Genomic DNA, 16,061 nt, shown 5'->3' on the forward strand with positions numbered 1-16,061 from the left:
GGCCCGTTTGATCCGGTGGCGCAGCTCATTGCTGCCACCAAAACGCCGCCCAATCTCGGTCAACGTCAGCCGCGGGCCACTCACCGTTGCGGCCACCGCCTCAAACAGGACGCTGAGGCGCCGACGGTGCACCGCGCCAAGCAGGGGGCCAATACAGCGGTGTAAGATCGTCAGTGCATGCATGGGGAGCTCCTCAATAGGCCGGGTCCTCAACAGGTTTTCTCGCCCATGGTGGACCACCACCTCCTCTGCATGTTCAGTTTCACTCCGATATCTCCACTAAGCCGCTGCCTGTCTTTGTTTTTTTAGTGGGGATACCTCAGGGCCTATCCCCGCGAGCGCGGGGGAACCGTTGGGTTGCGGTGTAGGCCATGCCTGCCCCAGGGCCTATCCCCGCGAGCGCGGGGGAACCCTGTGGGAGTCATAGCCAGGAGCTGATGCGGCGGGCCTATCCCCGCGAGCGCGGGGGAACCGTAGCCCAGGACGTAGGGCGGCAGTGGAAGCGGGGCCTATCCCCGCGAGCGCGGGGGAACCCCGGCAAGGTTGCCGTGCTTGTCGGTGCGGGCGGGCCTATCCCCGCGAGCGCGGGGGAACCTACACCGACGCGCGCGGCAAAGAGCAGCCCATGGGCCTATCCCCGCGAGCGCGGGGGAACCCCATCCTCCCCGGCGACACCGCCAACACCGACGGGCCTATCCCCGCGAGCGCGGGGGAACCTCTCTGATAACCCGGCCAGCGAGCCTGTCGAGGGGCCTATCCCCGCGAGCGCGGGGGAACCGTTCTGGCGTGACCCGTACAGAAAGGGTGCTGGGGCCTATCCCCGCGAGCGCGGGGGAACCTCGCAGATGAACGCAGCAGGCGAGGCCATCCTGGGCCTATCCCCGCGAGCGCGGGGGAACCAGGGTGGAGCGGCCCAAGGCATTGCACCCGAGGGGCCTATCCCCGCGAGCGCGGGGGAACCGCGACGGCGGATGAGACGGCGGACTGGATGCTGGGCCTATCCCCGCGAGCGCGGGGGAACCTTATCATGGGGTGTATAGGGACGATATAACTCGGGCCTATCCCCGCGAGCGCGGGGGAACCTTTCGACATTGTTACGGGGGAGATTGAGTCTGAGGCCTATCCCCGCGAGCGCGGGGGAACCATATACGGCTGTAAAGTGACGTTGACCCTTGGAGGCCTATCCCCGCGAGCGCGGGGGAACCGCTCAGGTGCTGGGGGGTGTGGTTGGCGCTGAGGGCCTATCCCCGCGAGCGCGGGGGAACCCTGGTGATGTGCAAGCGTTGGAATCTCCAAATGGGCCTATCCCCGCGAGCGCGGGGGAACCTTGCCAAGATGGGGATGGATGCAAGGTGGGCGGGGCCTATCCCCGCGAGCGCGGGGGAACCAAGGGCTTAAGCAGAAAGAGCTTGGGCGGCTTGGGCCTATCCCCGCGAGCGCGGGGGAACCTGACGGCCTAACGCTGTGGATTGAGCACCATTGGGCCTATCCCCGCGAGCGCGGGGGAACCTTGGTAGGCCTCCAGCTTGAGCCCCTCGAAGCGGGCCTATCCCCGCGAGCGCGGGGGAACCCAAGCGATGATCCTCGACGAGCTCGCGCGTCAGGGCCTATCCCCGCGAGCGCGGGGGAACCCAATCCAACCTTGCCGACGCCTTCGAGGACCTGGGCCTATCCCCGCGAGCGCGGGGGAACCCAGATCCAGCGCGCGCGCTGGGCGGCGGATTGGGGCCTATCCCCGCGAGCGCGGGGGAACCATCAGGTCTCGGATTCCGACAGCGAGTCTCCGGGGCCTATCCCCGCGAGCGCGGGGGAACCCTCAGCGGTTAGCTCTTTGCCTTTGCGTTGGAGGGCCTATCCCCGCGAGCGCGGGGGAACCGCGCTGGCGGATTCGGCGATGCGGCCACCGACGGGCCTATCCCCGCGAGCGCGGGGGAACCCGGGCGATGGCTGCGGCTAGGCGCTCGGGGTCGGGCCTATCCCCGCGAGCGCGGGGGAACCACGCTCGCATCATTGCCAATGGCGGCGTGATGAGGCCTATCCCCGCGAGCGCGGGGGAACCTACTCTGCGCATACGCATGCGGTGGGTGGCAGGGGCCTATCCCCGCGAGCGCGGGGGAACCGATGGCATCGCGGAAGGTTCTTTGGATGGCCTGGGCCTATCCCCGCGAGCGCGGGGGAACCCTCCAGGCGGTCAGGATCAAACGGCGGGCAGGGGGCCTATCCCCGCGAGCGCGGGGGAACCTCAAGGAAGAGCAAGCGCTGCGCGATCTGGACCGGCCTATCCCCGCGAGCGCGGGGGAACCGCCGATCGGGGGGTTGCCGATGGCGGCCATGTGGGCCTATCCCCGCGAGCGCGGGGGAACCGAGATCGCGAGCTTCTCGGCGGCCGCCACTACGGGCCTATCCCCGCGAGCGCGGGGGAACCCTGGCTTGGCAGTGGCTCGAGGTTGAGCAGGTGGGCCTATCCCCGCGAGCGCGGGGGAACCAAACTGCCCTTGGGTCAGTGGGGCCTTCACCAGGGCCTATCCCCGCGAGCGCGGGGGAACCCTGCCAATGGTGCGGCCGTAGACCTGCTGCGAGGGCCTATCCCCGCGAGCGCGGGGGAACCATGTACGCCGTTCCCGCACTGACATCCACTAGGGGCCTATCCCCGCGAGCGCGGGGGAACCGGCAGCACCTCGGCCAGCCTGAATGCCGGCTCGGGCCTATCCCCGCGAGCGCGGGGGAACCCTTTGAGCAGCAGAAGAGCAGGGCGCGCTAATGGGCCTATCCCCGCGAGCGCGGGGGAACCCGATCGAGCAGATCATGTGCGTGTCGGTGGAGGGGCCTATCCCCGCGAGCGCGGGGGAACCAGCGTGGCGAAGGTGCGGATGAAGATCTCGGCGGGCCTATCCCCGCGAGCGCGGGGGAACCGTGAGCCCTTGCGCCCGTCCACGCCCCGCGTGGGGCCTATCCCCGCGAGCGCGGGGGAACCCGCTTGGTTTGGTCGCTGGGCGCGCGTCTTTCGGGCCTATCCCCGCGAGCGCGGGGGAACCTGATTGACCTCGAACAACAGCTTGCGCGGCAGAGGCCTATCCCCGCGAGCGCGGGGGAACCGAACTGATAGTTCCGCTCGTCAAGCACCTGAAGGGCCTATCCCCGCGAGCGCGGGGGAACCGCGACGGTGGTACCATCGTCGGTGCCGCGGTAGGGCCTATCCCCGCGAGCGCGGGGGAACCCTGCGGGTGTCTTGATCGGGGCCGATCGGGGGGGGCCTATCCCCGCGAGCGCGGGGGAACCAGCGAGCACGCATTGCCATGTGCGTTTTGCCTGGGCCTATCCCCGCGAGCGCGGGGGAACCAGCACTTGCGAGAGCAGATCGTTCGCCATGGCGGGCCTATCCCCGCGAGCGCGGGGGAACCTCAATCGGCTGCATGATCCTTGCGATCTTTGCGGGCCTATCCCCGCGAGCGCGGGGGAACCCGGGTCGTCCAGGTGCGGGTAAATCATATTCTGGGCCTATCCCCGCGAGCGCGGGGGAACCGATAGACAGATCAAGGTGCATTGCTACGTCTGCGGCCTATCCCCGCGAGCGCGGGGGAACCCGCTGCGCGTGCCCCCCGACAACAGCCTTGATGGGCCTATCCCCGCGAGCGCGGGGGAACCGCGCTGCTCTCAGCGGGCGCGGCGATGGTGACGGGCCTATCCCCGCGAGCGCGGGGGAACCCTTTTGGACGTACACGGCCAGACCGGCACCGTGGGCCTATCCCCGCGAGCGCGGGGGAACCCGAGCCGTTAGGCGATTGGTACTGCGAGAATTGGGCCTATCCCCGCGAGCGCGGGGGAACCACGCGCTCGATGGATTGACGCTCTGTGGTGGCGGGCCTATCCCCGCGAGCGCGGGGGAACCGAAAAAGGCGCCGAAGCCCGCAAGATCCGCGACGGCCTATCCCCGCGAGCGCGGGGGAACCCGATGGCTCGCCCGCGCATTGCCACACGAGAGGGGCCTATCCCCGCGAGCGCGGGGGAACCCTGGCTGAGTCGGGCCATGCGGTCGAAGGCGGCGGCCTATCCCCGCGAGCGCGGGGGAACCTCGAGCAGCAGGCTCGGGGTGTTGAGAGCCGGGGGCCTATCCCCGCGAGCGCGGGGGAACCAGCCTGGCTGGTATCGGCTGACGACGATCAACGGGCCTATCCCCGCGAGCGCGGGGGAACCGATGGCGGCGAGGTCGTCGACGATGCGTTGCAGGGCCTATCCCCGCGAGCGCGGGGGAACCTCTCGGCCGGGGCGTCGCGTCCGTAGCGGTGGGGGCCTATCCCCGCGAGCGCGGGGGAACCGGCTCCAGGGGCTTGAGCTGGATGAAAACGTGGGGCCTATCCCCGCGAGCGCGGGGGAACCACCGCTTACCTGAATGATGGCGTCACCGATCCGGGCCTATCCCCGCGAGCGCGGGGGAACCGCAGTTTGGGGTTAAACCACCTAAGCGCTGAAGGGCCTATCCCCGCGAGCGCGGGGGAACCACAAGGCCGCGCAGCACGCGACCCCCGGCTTTGGGCCTATCCCCGCGAGCGCGGGGGAACCCTTTTCATGGCCGGGGATGTCGGCACTAATCAGGGCCTATCCCCGCGAGCGCGGGGGAACCGGTGAAGATGCCAAGGCCGCGCAGATAGGCGGGGGCCTATCCCCGCGAGCGCGGGGGAACCAAAGGGATGAGGGGGCTGAAAAGACTGGACTATGGCCTATCCCCGCGAGCGCGGGGGAACCCCCCGCAGATCACGCTGCAGGATGCGATCAAGGGGCCTATCCCCGCGAGCGCGGGGGAACCGCGCCTGAAGCGTCGCGTCTTGCTGGAAGCGAGGGCCTATCCCCGCGAGCGCGGGGGAACCCGGAGGGGCTGATCCTCGAGGGCGGACTGCGGGGGCCTATCCCCGCGAGCGCGGGGGAACCGCGAGGGTGGTCATGTGCGGACCTCCTGATTAGGGCCTATCCCCGCGAGCGCGGGGGAACCCCCTCAGGCGTCGACCCAAGCATAAGGTTGGTGGGCCTATCCCCGCGAGCGCGGGGGAACCTCTGGAAGTCAATCCCATCCTCGGCGCTTTTGGGGCCTATCCCCGCGAGCGCGGGGGAACCTTCCAGGGTGGTTTGCAGTGGCGCGGGGACGGCGGCCTATCCCCGCGAGCGCGGGGGAACCTCCGCCGTTCGCAAATGGGCTGCTCATAGGTGGGGCCTATCCCCGCGAGCGCGGGGGAACCGTGTTCATCCATCTCACCAACACCATCCTCAAGGGCCTATCCCCGCGAGCGCGGGGGAACCCGATCGAGCAGATCATGTGCGTGTCGGTGGAGGGGCCTATCCCCGCGAGCGCGGGGGAACCAGATCCAGGCCCGCGAGCGCGTTGCCGCCGAGGGGCCTATCCCCGCGAGCGCGGGGGAACCCTCGCGCGCGTATGCGTTCAAGCGTTCCATGCGGGCCTATCCCCGCGAGCGCGGGGGAACCTTTGCGAATCTGGGCGCCGCGCTCAGTGGGCTGGGCCTATCCCCGCGAGCGCGGGGGAACCCTGCGCTCGTCGAGTCGATCGAGAAAGAATTGCGGCCTATCCCCGCGAGCGCGGGGGAACCCTCCATCGCGGGCCGCAGAGGACAACGCTGATGGGCCTATCCCCGCGAGCGCGGGGGAACCCAAGACCCGCTGCAGATCCAGGCCCGCGAGCGCGGGCCTATCCCCGCGAGCGCGGGGGAACCTGGTCGCCAGGTCGCTAATGCCATCACCCACGGGGCCTATCCCCGCGAGCGCGGGGGAACCGGCAACGCTGGATGCCGACCTATCGCACCGCCGGGCCTATCCCCGCGAGCGCGGGGGAACCCTATTGCCGCCGCTGAGCGCTTGGGTGCGCTGGGGCCTATCCCCGCGAGCGCGGGGGAACCTGTCAGAGTCATAGCCATTGGCCGCCCGCAGCGGGCCTATCCCCGCGAGCGCGGGGGAACCACGGATACCGAGCTGGTCCTCTGGGGCCTGTACGGCCTATCCCCGCGAGCGCGGGGGAACCACTAATGCCGCGTCGGCTGCGATCGTGCCGCCGGGCCTATCCCCGCGAGCGCGGGGGAACCGTGGCGCTGCGATCTGTGACCGAGGTGGTGTTGGGCCTATCCCCGCGAGCGCGGGGGAACCGGTGGGTCATGCGGCCGCATCAGCGTGAGCTGCGGCCTATCCCCGCGAGCGCGGGGGAACCACCGCTTACCTGAATGATGGCGTCACCGATCCGGGCCTATCCCCGCGAGCGCGGGGGAACCCGAGCTGCTTGCGCTTCAGCGTCAGTGCCAACGGGCCTATCCCCGCGAGCGCGGGGGAACCTCGGGGTGGTCGACGGCCTCACTGCCCCAGCGGGGCCTATCCCCGCGAGCGCGGGGGAACCTCTTACAGTTAAGCCGATATGCTGAAAGAGAAAACGAGCAAATCGTTTAGATTGTAAAAGAGCCAGTTCACAACGACTTTCGGACCAACCAGAGACCATCCACATCAGCCAGTTCCCTCGGTGGCGTTCCAAGCGTGGCAATCCCAACGCCTCCTGTTGCATTCACATCACGCCAAACCATCACAACACTGCCTTGAGGTTCTGACTTGTACCAACCAGAGAGCACGGTCCAGGTTCGCCCACGCACCCCAGGATTCATCCGAGGCGAGATGTACACGGCCGGCGCGACCTCCAACATCAGCGATCCGAGAAAACCGCGATAACGGTCCGCAACATCACGGGTCACGATCATGACGAGTGGCATCAGTCTCCTCCAGACGGATCACCTGCTTAATCTTGTCGATCATCGCCGGAATGACGGACTGCTTGCGAAATACCGTTGCGGCCTCGCGCCGCACCAGCCGATCGATGGTTTGGCTATCGGTTTCCGCCTTCTTGGCCACCGTGAACGCGATCTGCAGTGTGATCGTATCCCGGAACAGATCGGCGATGTCGAGCACGAAGGCTTGCCCAGAGTCTTCGTGGATAAAGCCCAGTTGCGGGATCGCCGCTACGGCTTGGACGGCAATCGCCGCTGCGGCCTGAACAGCCGTTGCCGCGTGATTGATTGCCTGATTGGGAAGATCCGCCGCGTTCGGATTGGCACGATCGTAGCGGCGCCCTTTCCATTCGATGCCGTAGCGTTGCGCCATCAGCTGATAGGTCGTCTTGACCCGCGAGCCTTCGATCCCGCGCAAAGTATCGAGGTCACGATGCGGTAGCACCTCGCCGAGCCGCAAGGCATACATCTGGCGCGCAACGCTGATCCGACGTCGCGGATTGCCCCAAAGCTCAGCTTGACGCCTTGCAATGTCAGAGCGATCCGGCATCAGGGGTGGCGCGGTGTAACAACGGACCCCGTCCGCGCCAACCGCCGCCATCAAAGTGCCGTGCCTTGCCAGCAAACGCAGGGCATCATGGGTCACTGTACTCCCCGGTCCGAGCAGGATCATCGACACCGTTTGATGCGGGATCTGCACTGAGTAGGGCTTAAGCGAATCCTTGCCGGCAAAGAAGTGCAGGCAGCCATCGATGACGCACAGCTCACCGCGTTCGAACCAGATCAGCCCATGCCGATCGGCATGCGGCATACGCGCGGTCTCGAGTCCCAGACGCCCCTTCAACATGAGCGAACCGGCTTCAGCAGAAGCATGCCGAATCCGAAAGCGCGATGCCGACCAATCCCGCGCTGCAGCAGCCGGTTGAACGCATCGCCATCGCGAACTTGGAGCACGCCTTTGAAGACCGCATCAGGTCCGGTGACGGTGCGCACCTGACGTTCGCTCGAGTGTTTGCCAGCTCCCCGCCGAATCGCGCGGCTGAGTCGAAACGCATCCATGCCGCCCCTGACAACACTCGCCGCCCCCTGTAGCGACAGTTGCCGTTCGAGCCAATCGGCATAGACGGCTTCGCGGCTCTCAGACGCCGTGGTTGATCCGGTGGCTGTGGACGACTCGACCGCATGTAGAAAGACATCGCGCTCACGTCCATCCTTGGCGCGCAACACCGGACGAACGCGCACCTCGAATCCGAGTAACTGATCTTGTTGCCAAGTCTGAGGAAAGGCGCGCACAGCCAGTGCGTCTAGGCCAAGCGCCTGCTCGACATCCGGGGTGACCAGCGCAGTCTGCTGGCGCAGGGCCTCGGATGACTGATCGGTATAGGCAAGCAGCCCTTGCTTGGCGCCAAGATAGCGAAACGGCTTAGGGGCAGATTCTCCAAAAGCCGCGCTGAGCAGCGCATGGATGGCGTATCCAGCGTCTCCATCGGGAGAGAGCAAGCGGTGACGGGTTGCCCAAAGGGTTAGGGCCTTGGGATCAGGCGCGCAATGCAGCAAGTAGAGGCTCATCCGGATGACTCCTCGGCGCGTAACCGGCCTTCCCGCACAGGTCGCCAACCACCATGGACGCCACTGCGCCAATGGCGCTCATCGCAGAGATCGAGCTGACGATCTCCTGTTAGCGTGCCTTCACCCTCTGGCCATTGCAGACGCACCCCCTCTGGCTGCGGTGCCGGCAGAGGAAAAGCCTGGAGCGCGCCCAAGAGGTCTTCAGCGTCTTGCCAACCTGCGAACAGTCGCTGACTTGGCAGGCATGGCTTTCGCCCGATGAAGAGCGGTCGGGCTGGATGATCGAGCGCGACCGCGAGGTCATCGAGGCAAGGTGACTCGTCCTCTGGATTGAGTCGCAAGGCGATTAGCAGCGACTGATCGGCATGATAGTCGCGAAACCGGCGATGCGGGCTGTCGTAGGTTGCCGCCGCGCCTGCTCGCCCCTCGGGTCTCCCCCAGGTCGTCCAACCCGCGTCTTTGGCGCCAAGCTGAGCGTTCTGGTTATCCTGCAGACGTTTGCCCTGACGCTCGATGCGCGCGCCCATCACCAACCGCTCCTGCAGCCGATCATGGCGCTCGGTCTCCTCGCGTCGCCAGCCCAGTGCATTGGCCAGCAGTCCGGTGATCATCGACAAGGCAGGGAAGTCGCGGATCACGCCGAAGTTGTCGATGGTCTCGCCACCGAACGCCATCAGCGGCGCCTCCAAGCGCAACAGGAGATGGCGCGGCATCTCAGCAGGCCCCCTGCTCGATCGCGCTTGCGGTCCAGTTCGCGAGATCGTTCAGGTTGAGACGTTGTGCATTCGGCAGCTCGATGGGGTCAAGCGCTAGAAAGCGACGCGCTAATGTCGCGCCGTAGGCCTCGTCCATCTTGGTGATCTCATCGCGCAGCCGATCGACAGCGCGCGCGCGGATCGCTCCGGCCCCAGCGTCTCGGGGTGCCAGCGGCAGAGCATCCTGAAAGGCACCGGCGAGGCTACGCGGCTGCCAATCGCCTGCTTCAACCAGCATGAACTTGGCCCAATCAAACGGGGCGGTGGAGCCACGCTTCGCACCCGGACTCACCGTGGCGATCAGGTGCAACAGATGCTCGACCACCTTGCCGGCTAGAGCGCGTTTCTCCGGTGACGTCGAGTCGGCGAAGCAGCACTTGCGCTCGATCGCTTCCAGGTTCTCAACCAGTTGCGGTATATCGACCACGACATAGCCATAGTAGAGTCCTGAAGCCAGCTCGGTATCAAAGATGCCGGCCGAGCCTAACTCTCCGCTGTCTTGTAGGAGATCATCAACGACGGTGAAATAGTCGTTCTCGACCTGCGCCTCATGCACCGTGAAGGCATGCGCGACATACACGGCGGCATCGCGGCTGGCCAAGACATCGGAGGTCACCATCCGTCCGAACAGGGCCGACTCGAGACCACTACCATGTTTGAGCACCTGGATATTCTTCTTCTCGTCCTTGAGCCTTTGAGCAACGGCCGCACGCAACGCTTTTTCGTCGGCCACTTCCTTGGCTAATTCGGTGCACTGGAACACCAAGTAGTCGATCTCGGCCTTGCCCATCAACACTGCCTGCCCAGTCTTTAGCGCGTCCTCACCTGCGCGCTCCTTGCCAGCAGAGTCCACCAAACCTGCTTTGCGCATGGCTTCTACGGCCGCTTGCGCTAGGGGCTCGGAGACGCCAGCTTCGATGATCCGCTTGCGGATCAACTCAAGTGTCCCGCGCGAGCGCACGGCCATTGGCACATCCAGGGTGGACAAGGCAAAGCGATCCTCGGCGATCCGCCAATGCCGCTTCAGGCATTGCGAGGAGATCCGTGTGCGCACGGCATTGCCCAGAGGCAAGCGCTTGGCGAGTCCAGCATCGTCGCGATTAAGCAGTGCGGCGGGATAGCTATGTAGGCTATGGATCTGGATAAAACGGGGCTGCAGGGTCATGGTTACGGTTCCTTGTTATCGGCGTCGTGACGTTCGGCTTTCGCCATGGCGGAAAAATAGCGGCTGGCAATCTGCATGCGAATGGCCTCGGCTTTCTCCTCATCGCGTCCTTCGGACAGGATCAACCCGCCTAGCTGATGCCAGTTAGGGGCGACCTCCTTAGAGGCGAGCAGGCGCAAAAGACGGGGCAAGAGTTGCCGAAAGGCATCGCCGCGAGAGGTCAGGAGCTTGGTCACACGCGACTCAGAAATAGCCGCCGCATGAAGTTGCGTACCTAGCGCACCAGCAGCCTGCCCTGTGAGTGCGATGCCATGCGCGATCAAGGCCCAACGGCGCCAGGCCTGTGGCGACCAGTGCTCTGGATCGAGCCCGGCATGGAGCAGCACGCGAGACAACGCTGCAACCTGGTGCGGTCGCCACTCGCTATCGGGATCGAGCCTGGCCAAGGCGGCTTGCTCGCCCCTGCCTAAGCCGTAGAGGTCGCCGTCGAAACGGGCGGCTTGGCCGATGATTCGGGCGAGCTTGCCAATGGGCGCTTCGTCCTGCTCATGGGCTCGCTCGGGGCTGGTATCGGATGATGCGGTTATCGTGGATGTCATGGCGAGTCAGCGGTAAACCTTGCTCCTGTGATCGATAGAAAGCGCCAGCACAACGCAACGGTCGTCGATGATCCGGCAAATCAGCCGGTAATCGCCGATGCGATAGCGCCACAACCCAGCCAGTGTGCCTTGTAAGGCTTTGCCAAAACGGCGAGGACTTTCTTCTGTCATCAGACGCTTGCGAATGAACGTGCCAATTCGACGTTGCGTCGTGCGATCCAGGCGCTCGAGATCGCGCTGCGCCCGACTTGTGACCTCAACTTGCCAGACCAAGGCGTTTTTCCACTTCCGGCCAAGGTGTTGTTGTTTCCTCGCCAGACTCAAGCTGCCGGCAAACCTCCTCGGCTGTCTGAGCATCCTGCAAATCCTGCAAGTAGCTCAGGACGGCTTCGTCAAGCAATGCTTGCACGGGGATTCCAAGCGACTGCGCAGTCGCGTTCAAGCGCTGTTCAAGAGTTGGATTGAGGGCCAGCATGGAGTGCTCCTGATGCGTCAGGCAATCGTTACAGATTGAATTCGAGTTGGGCAGGCAGGCTGTTGTTCGAGATTGGCTCGGCGTCTGAGATTGCCGCTGAGGATGCGCTTTCTAGCGGCTTTTTCTTGCGTTCGTGATCCCTGTATTCCGCCAGCGTCGGAAACTCTTTGCGCAACCCGCCGTGAAATCGCCCCAAGGCGGCTGCGCGTGCGCGATAGCGTTGCTCCCCGCTCCGGGGTCCAGCCTCGAAGGCATTACGGAGAATATCTTCGGCGCGCTTGGCCATGTCCAGATACCAAGCCAGAAGCACGGCATCCGGATCTACAGCGTCGAGTTGCTCGTTCAGACCGAGCCGACCCTCGAAGAATCTAACGTCTTCGCCCTGCTCGAAGGCTTTGGCAAAGCGACTTGCTTTGTCGGTCACGCTGTCGTTATCGTTAAAGGCTGCAGCACCGTTTGCGAACAGCGCCGCAAGCGCCTTCCACAACACCTTGCGCATCTTGCTGATGTCGGAGACTCGACCTTCGGCAATCTTCGCTAGCCTGTCGGTGCTCTTTTTGATCATCAACGCACGCACCTTGGCTGAGATCGGGACACGCCGCTCATGGTAGCCCTCAGTCTTGCCTTGGCCTCGCGTCACCCCGCGCGCCAGCATGACAATGCCTTGCTTGCCATCCTCATTGGTCAGTGTCTGCGCGATCGGCGCGCGGTATTTGTGGCCAAAGAGCAGTTCCGATGTGAGCTTGTAATCGAACCCCTTGCTGCTGATGGTGAGCGCCTTGCCCTCCGCAGTGTCGACCGGCATCCAGGCATCTCCAGTCACACCGTTGCGACTCTTCGCTTCAATACGAGCGGCCTTGCTGCCGGTCGTCAAGGCGCTCAGCCCGTCAGCGGTCTCGATGAGACGAATCCGACGGCAGATTTCGATGTAGAAAGGGTCAAGCGCCGAGAAAGCGAGGCTGTCTGCTCCGTTCCAGGGCCGCAACCAGACCAAGGCAACCCCGCTCTGTTCGCATAGATCAAGGCTGTTCACAATCTCAGTCCTGGATGACAGCAAACGGCGGATATCGCGCGCCCAACGCGTTCCCCATCCGCCCACAGGCATCGCACCAATCGCCGGCCGACTCGCGAAACCGCCATTCATACGTGAAATGCCATAGTTTCCCGACCCCAGAAATCCCTCCTGGGTTTGCAAGCTGACCAAGGCCATCAACCAATCCTCGGGCGCTGACTGTTTCATGCGCGTGGCCTTGAGGTCATGATTCTTCGAGGTAACGAGCATATCCAATTCGTCGGGCGCCTGAAGGGTGTTCTTCCAGGCTGACAGACTGCCCTCTGTAACGGGGGCTTGCATTAGCGCGGGACGTTCTGGCGGCGCAATCAAACACCAAGCCGCGCCATCCTGATCATCAGGAGTCAGCGCCAACAAGGCTGACTTCCATTCGTCTTCAGTGGCAAATGGCTCGCTCCGCCCGGCTTGCTGAAGAACAATGGCCGCTAGCTGGACTAGAAAAGCATGCCAGGGGTGGCGTTGATGCGGCCGCAGTGCCGGAAAATCGCGGAGACCATCCTCGGCCAAGGCGACGAAGAGCGCTGGCAGGCTGAGGTGAACCCGGCGAGCATCGGTCAAACGCGTACCGATCAGCGATTCATCGAGCAGTGAGTAACGCAAGGCCGTGGTCATCGTGAGTTTCTCCTTAACGTAAATCTCGCAAGATTCATCTGCCGGGGTGCTGCTGCACCATCCCGTTAGATCAGCCGTCGATCTTCTCCAACCCTAGCCGACTATAGCGGAAACGCGTGTTTTCTAGGCTGAACAGGATGGCGCCATCCTGGCGCTCGACAGCCGATGGCTGCGCATCGGGATCAAGGCCCTTGACGAGGAAATGCCGCACTGGCAACTGACGCAGCGATTGGCCGAAGGGTCCAATCGGCGCGGGCTCGAACATCAGCAGCCGGTCACGCTCACCGAGGCGGGTGGCAATATCCAAATCCGTTGGGAAACCTTGCTGCTCATCGAAGGGCGTCTCAACATCCAGGCCGTGCAACTGGGCAATGCTGCGCTCCGCCCCGGTTCTACCGTCGATCTGTTGCCCGAGCCGCTGCCAGTCCTCGCCCAAGGCCTCCATCGCCCGCAATGGCTCAGGGTGCGTGGCAGCCTCGACCAGCACTCGATTATCCGCAGGAATGCTGATCGTTGGCCGTTCCTGGATGAGGCGACAGGTCGCTTCAACACTGCGGAGGTCAGGATAGATGCCGTCGCCATCCCGAAAGGGTCCGAGACCATGCTGGGCGCGCTTGAGTAGCGGCGAGAGATCCTGGCCGAGCGGTGTCAGCACCCAGGCTTGCGCGGTCCGATACGCCAGCGGACGCTCGTCATCTGGACGCTGATGGCGATGCAGCCGGCCGATGCGCTGCAAGAGCACATCGATCGGGCAGAGATCAGTGATGAGCAGATCGGCATCCAGATCCAGGCTTTGCTCCAGGGTTTGGGTACCGACAACGATGCGCGCGCCTGGCGGGCGATGCTTGCCAAGCTGGGCTTGAATGGCCTGATCCAGCAACGGCCGGTCCTCGCGGCTGAAACGGCTATGGTGCAGTGTCGCAACGCCATTGACGGCGAACAGCCAGTCAACTGCTGGGGTCAGCGCTTCCACTGCCTGGAAGACAGCGAGTGCGGCGGGGACCGTGTTGCGCACGATCAGCACCTTGGCGCCCGCTGATGCGGCCTCGATCGCCAAGCGGGCAATGGCCTCGGGATCATCGATCAGATCACGCACACCCCAAGTGACGGTCTTGGCTGGCGTGGTCGACGCGATGCCGAGCAGCCCATCGCGATCGGCAAGCGCCGGATACGGCATCTGGCAGGCGACATCAAACGTCGGCAGCGCAGCCTTTACCTGCGCGCCAAGACCCAGATAGCGCGCTCTGGCACTGGCGCCAAGCGTCGCCGACAGCAGCAGCGCATGGCCGCCGCAACCGAGATGCGCTTTCAGCAAGCGCTCCAAGAGGGCCGTCATGTAGGGGTCCGAGGCATGAACCTCATCGACGACCAAGAGACTGCGCGCAAGCAGCGCGTGGCGCAGATGCGAATGGCGCACCTGGAGGGCACCGAGCAACGCTTGGTCGATCGTGCCAATCGCGATCGAAGCGGCGAGAAAGCGTTTCGGCGATTCAGCAGCCCAGCGCCGATGCGCCTCGGCATCGGTCGGCTCATCCGGCCAAAGCACCTTGAACTGCGGAAGCGCTTTCGGCTCCTGTCCATCAGCGCTAGCGTAACCCGGCAGCGCGCGCACCGTGACGGGTGGATCAATCGGCCAAAGGTGCCCGACGGCTGCCAAAATGCGCTCATACACTTGGCTTGCGGACACCCGAGTGGGCAACGCAAAGTAGAGGCTATCGACCTCGCCGCGTTGGAAGAGATGCACGAATCGCCAGAGCGCCGCTTCGGTCTTGCCGCTACCGGTCTCTGATTCGAGCACCACCAATGGGCCAAGCGCCGCATCTGCCATCGCGGCCTGGATCGGATAAGGCGGATAGCCATCGAATACGGCTTCAAAGCTGGGGGAAGTCTGCGCTAGCCCTGTCTGCCAGCAAGTCGCATCCAGGCCCAGCGCCATCACAGCCTGCTCGGCAAACGCGGGCGCATCCTGGGCGCGATCACCGATGCCATTGGAAAGCGGGAAGAACTGGGTATCCGAGCCGAGCCAATCGGCCAACTGCACCAAACCCGCGAACAGATGACCGAAGGCGGAAGCATCCGGGAGTGGCTCGCCGCCCGTGGCAAAGGCATCGGGATAGAGATTGAGCGCGCGTTGACCGATCTCGGTGAGTACGGGCGCGGGATCGTAGACGGCTTGACCATCCGCGCCGATCACCTGCTTCCAGTTGGCGCGGGGCCAATCGCCAGGGTCAGGATCGGCGATCGGGCGGCCGTGATGACTTACGGAAGCGCGAAACAGTGCTGGGATTGCATCGCCCCATCCATATAGGGCTTCCAATGGTAGACACTCGAGCAATGGGGCAAGAAAGCCCTCACCGCGAAACAGGTCGAGGGCTTGGCCGCCATGCCCAGTAGGACTTGGCCAGCCTTGCGGGACTTGGCTCAGCAGCCAGCGCTTCGACTGAAACCCACTATTGGCCTTGCCGAGATCATGCAGAAACACCAGCACGGCAAGACGCTCGATATCGCGAGACGTCAGCTTGCGTCCAGCGGATCTTTCCAACGCGCGGCGAATGCTTCGGCAGGCACATAAACGAACGAAGCAAGCAGCGACATCGATCAGGTGATCGAGCAGCGGCAGCCAGGCGAGCAGATGGCCATCCGCATCTCGTTCCAACTTCCCGAATGCCCTCGGCGACGGAAGCGATATCCTCGACATACCAAAGCTCCTTCTTCTTCATCATTAAACCACCTGCTCAAAAGCAGCGCGGATCATCATTGACCAACACCTCCGCGATCTTACCCGCGTCTCGACCGTTTGGCAGGAACATCGGTCGCGTGATCTGTCGGTCAGCGGTCAGAGCACGGCCCGCCAAGGAACCACCTCAACCCCCTCACGCTGATAAGCCTCGTCACCACCATAGATCAGCCAAGGCGGCAGTGCGCGATCACCGGCTAACTCTTGCCAACGGTGCAAGCTGCGCAACCAGTTGTTGACCAGCGTCGCCCCGGATTTGATCTCGACCGCACGCAAGCCGGTGCCCTCCTCGAACAAGACATCGACC

The 16,061-nt window shown here is 64.5% G+C and carries 10 protein-coding genes, 2 pseudogenes and 1 CRISPR repeat array; all 12 genes and pseudogenes read right to left on the minus strand.

Going from position 1 to position 16,061, the window contains the following annotated elements; genetic code table 11:
- Positions 1-183, minus strand: a pseudogene (locus VBE63_RS18975) (hypothetical protein); the annotation flags it as partial.
- A gap of 139 nt (positions 184-322) precedes the next feature.
- Positions 323-6,391: direct repeats of the CRISPR family, unit length 29 nt; unit sequence GGGCCTATCCCCGCGAGCGCGGGGGAACC.
- 67 nt (positions 6,392-6,458) lie between these two features.
- Entirely contained in the window at positions 6,459-6,755 is a 297-nt protein-coding gene (cas2e, locus tag VBE63_RS18980; protein WP_323684586.1) for a type I-E CRISPR-associated endoribonuclease Cas2e, read from the minus strand.
- Complete coding sequence (cas1e, locus tag VBE63_RS18985) at positions 6,727-7,617, minus strand: type I-E CRISPR-associated endonuclease Cas1e (RefSeq protein ID WP_323684587.1); 891 nt, start codon at positions 7,615-7,617, stop codon at positions 6,727-6,729. The genes cas2e and cas1e overlap by 29 nt, the downstream gene beginning before the upstream one ends.
- A complete protein-coding gene (gene cas6e, locus VBE63_RS18990) occupies positions 7,611-8,339 on the minus strand; it encodes a type I-E CRISPR-associated protein Cas6/Cse3/CasE (protein ID WP_323684588.1) in 729 nt (242 codons plus the stop codon). The genes cas1e and cas6e overlap by 7 nt, the downstream gene beginning before the upstream one ends.
- Positions 8,336-9,052 (minus strand): type I-E CRISPR-associated protein Cas5/CasD, encoded by a 717-nt coding sequence (cas5e, locus tag VBE63_RS18995; RefSeq protein WP_323684589.1) that lies wholly within the window; start codon positions 9,050-9,052, stop codon positions 8,336-8,338. The genes cas6e and cas5e overlap by 4 nt, the downstream gene beginning before the upstream one ends.
- A gap of 1 nt (position 9,053) precedes the next feature.
- Complete coding sequence (gene cas7e / locus VBE63_RS19000; protein ID WP_323684590.1) at positions 9,054-10,259, minus strand: type I-E CRISPR-associated protein Cas7/Cse4/CasC; 1,206 nt, start codon at positions 10,257-10,259, stop codon at positions 9,054-9,056.
- A gap of 2 nt (positions 10,260-10,261) precedes the next feature.
- Positions 10,262-10,858 carry a type I-E CRISPR-associated protein Cse2/CasB gene (casB, locus tag VBE63_RS19005; RefSeq protein ID WP_323684591.1) on the minus strand — a complete coding sequence of 199 codons (597 nt, stop codon included), beginning with the start codon at positions 10,856-10,858 and terminating at the stop codon, positions 10,262-10,264.
- A gap of 6 nt (positions 10,859-10,864) precedes the next feature.
- Entirely contained in the window at positions 10,865-11,131 is a 267-nt protein-coding gene (locus VBE63_RS19010; protein ID WP_323684592.1) for a type II toxin-antitoxin system RelE/ParE family toxin, read from the minus strand.
- A complete protein-coding gene (locus VBE63_RS19015) occupies positions 11,115-11,333 on the minus strand; it encodes a hypothetical protein (protein WP_323684593.1) in 219 nt (72 codons plus the stop codon). The genes VBE63_RS19010 and VBE63_RS19015 overlap by 17 nt, the downstream gene beginning before the upstream one ends.
- 28 nt (positions 11,334-11,361) lie before the next feature.
- A complete protein-coding gene (casA, locus tag VBE63_RS19020; protein WP_323684594.1) occupies positions 11,362-13,017 on the minus strand; it encodes a type I-E CRISPR-associated protein Cse1/CasA in 1,656 nt (551 codons plus the stop codon).
- A 70-nt stretch (positions 13,018-13,087) separates the two neighbouring features.
- Positions 13,088-15,673, minus strand: a complete 2,586-nt coding sequence (cas3, locus tag VBE63_RS19025) for a CRISPR-associated helicase Cas3' (protein WP_323684595.1) — start codon at positions 15,671-15,673, stop codon at positions 13,088-13,090.
- A gap of 180 nt (positions 15,674-15,853) precedes the next feature.
- A pseudogene (locus VBE63_RS19030) lies at positions 15,854-16,061 on the minus strand (AAA family ATPase); the annotation flags it as partial.

This window comes from Lamprobacter sp., from assembly GCF_034860625.1.
Taxonomy (GTDB): domain Bacteria; phylum Pseudomonadota; class Gammaproteobacteria; order Chromatiales; family Chromatiaceae; genus Lamprobacter.

Coding starts and splice junctions, on each gene's coding strand:
- cas2e (WP_323684586.1), bottom strand. CDS start 6,755: ATGCCACTCGTCATGATCGTGACCCGTGATGTTGCGGACCGTTATCGC.
- cas1e (WP_323684587.1), bottom strand. CDS start 7,617: ATGTTGAAGGGGCGTCTGGGACTCGAGACCGCGCGTATGCCGCATGCC.
- cas6e (WP_323684588.1), bottom strand. CDS start 8,339: ATGAGCCTCTACTTGCTGCATTGCGCGCCTGATCCCAAGGCCCTAACC.
- cas5e (WP_323684589.1), bottom strand. CDS start 9,052: ATGCCGCGCCATCTCCTGTTGCGCTTGGAGGCGCCGCTGATGGCGTTC.
- cas7e (WP_323684590.1), bottom strand. CDS start 10,259: ATGACCCTGCAGCCCCGTTTTATCCAGATCCATAGCCTACATAGCTAT.
- casB (WP_323684591.1), bottom strand. CDS start 10,858: ATGACATCCACGATAACCGCATCATCCGATACCAGCCCCGAGCGAGCC.
- VBE63_RS19015 (WP_323684593.1), bottom strand. CDS start 11,333: ATGCTGGCCCTCAATCCAACTCTTGAACAGCGCTTGAACGCGACTGCG.
- casA (WP_323684594.1), bottom strand. CDS start 13,017: ATGACCACGGCCTTGCGTTACTCACTGCTCGATGAATCGCTGATCGGT.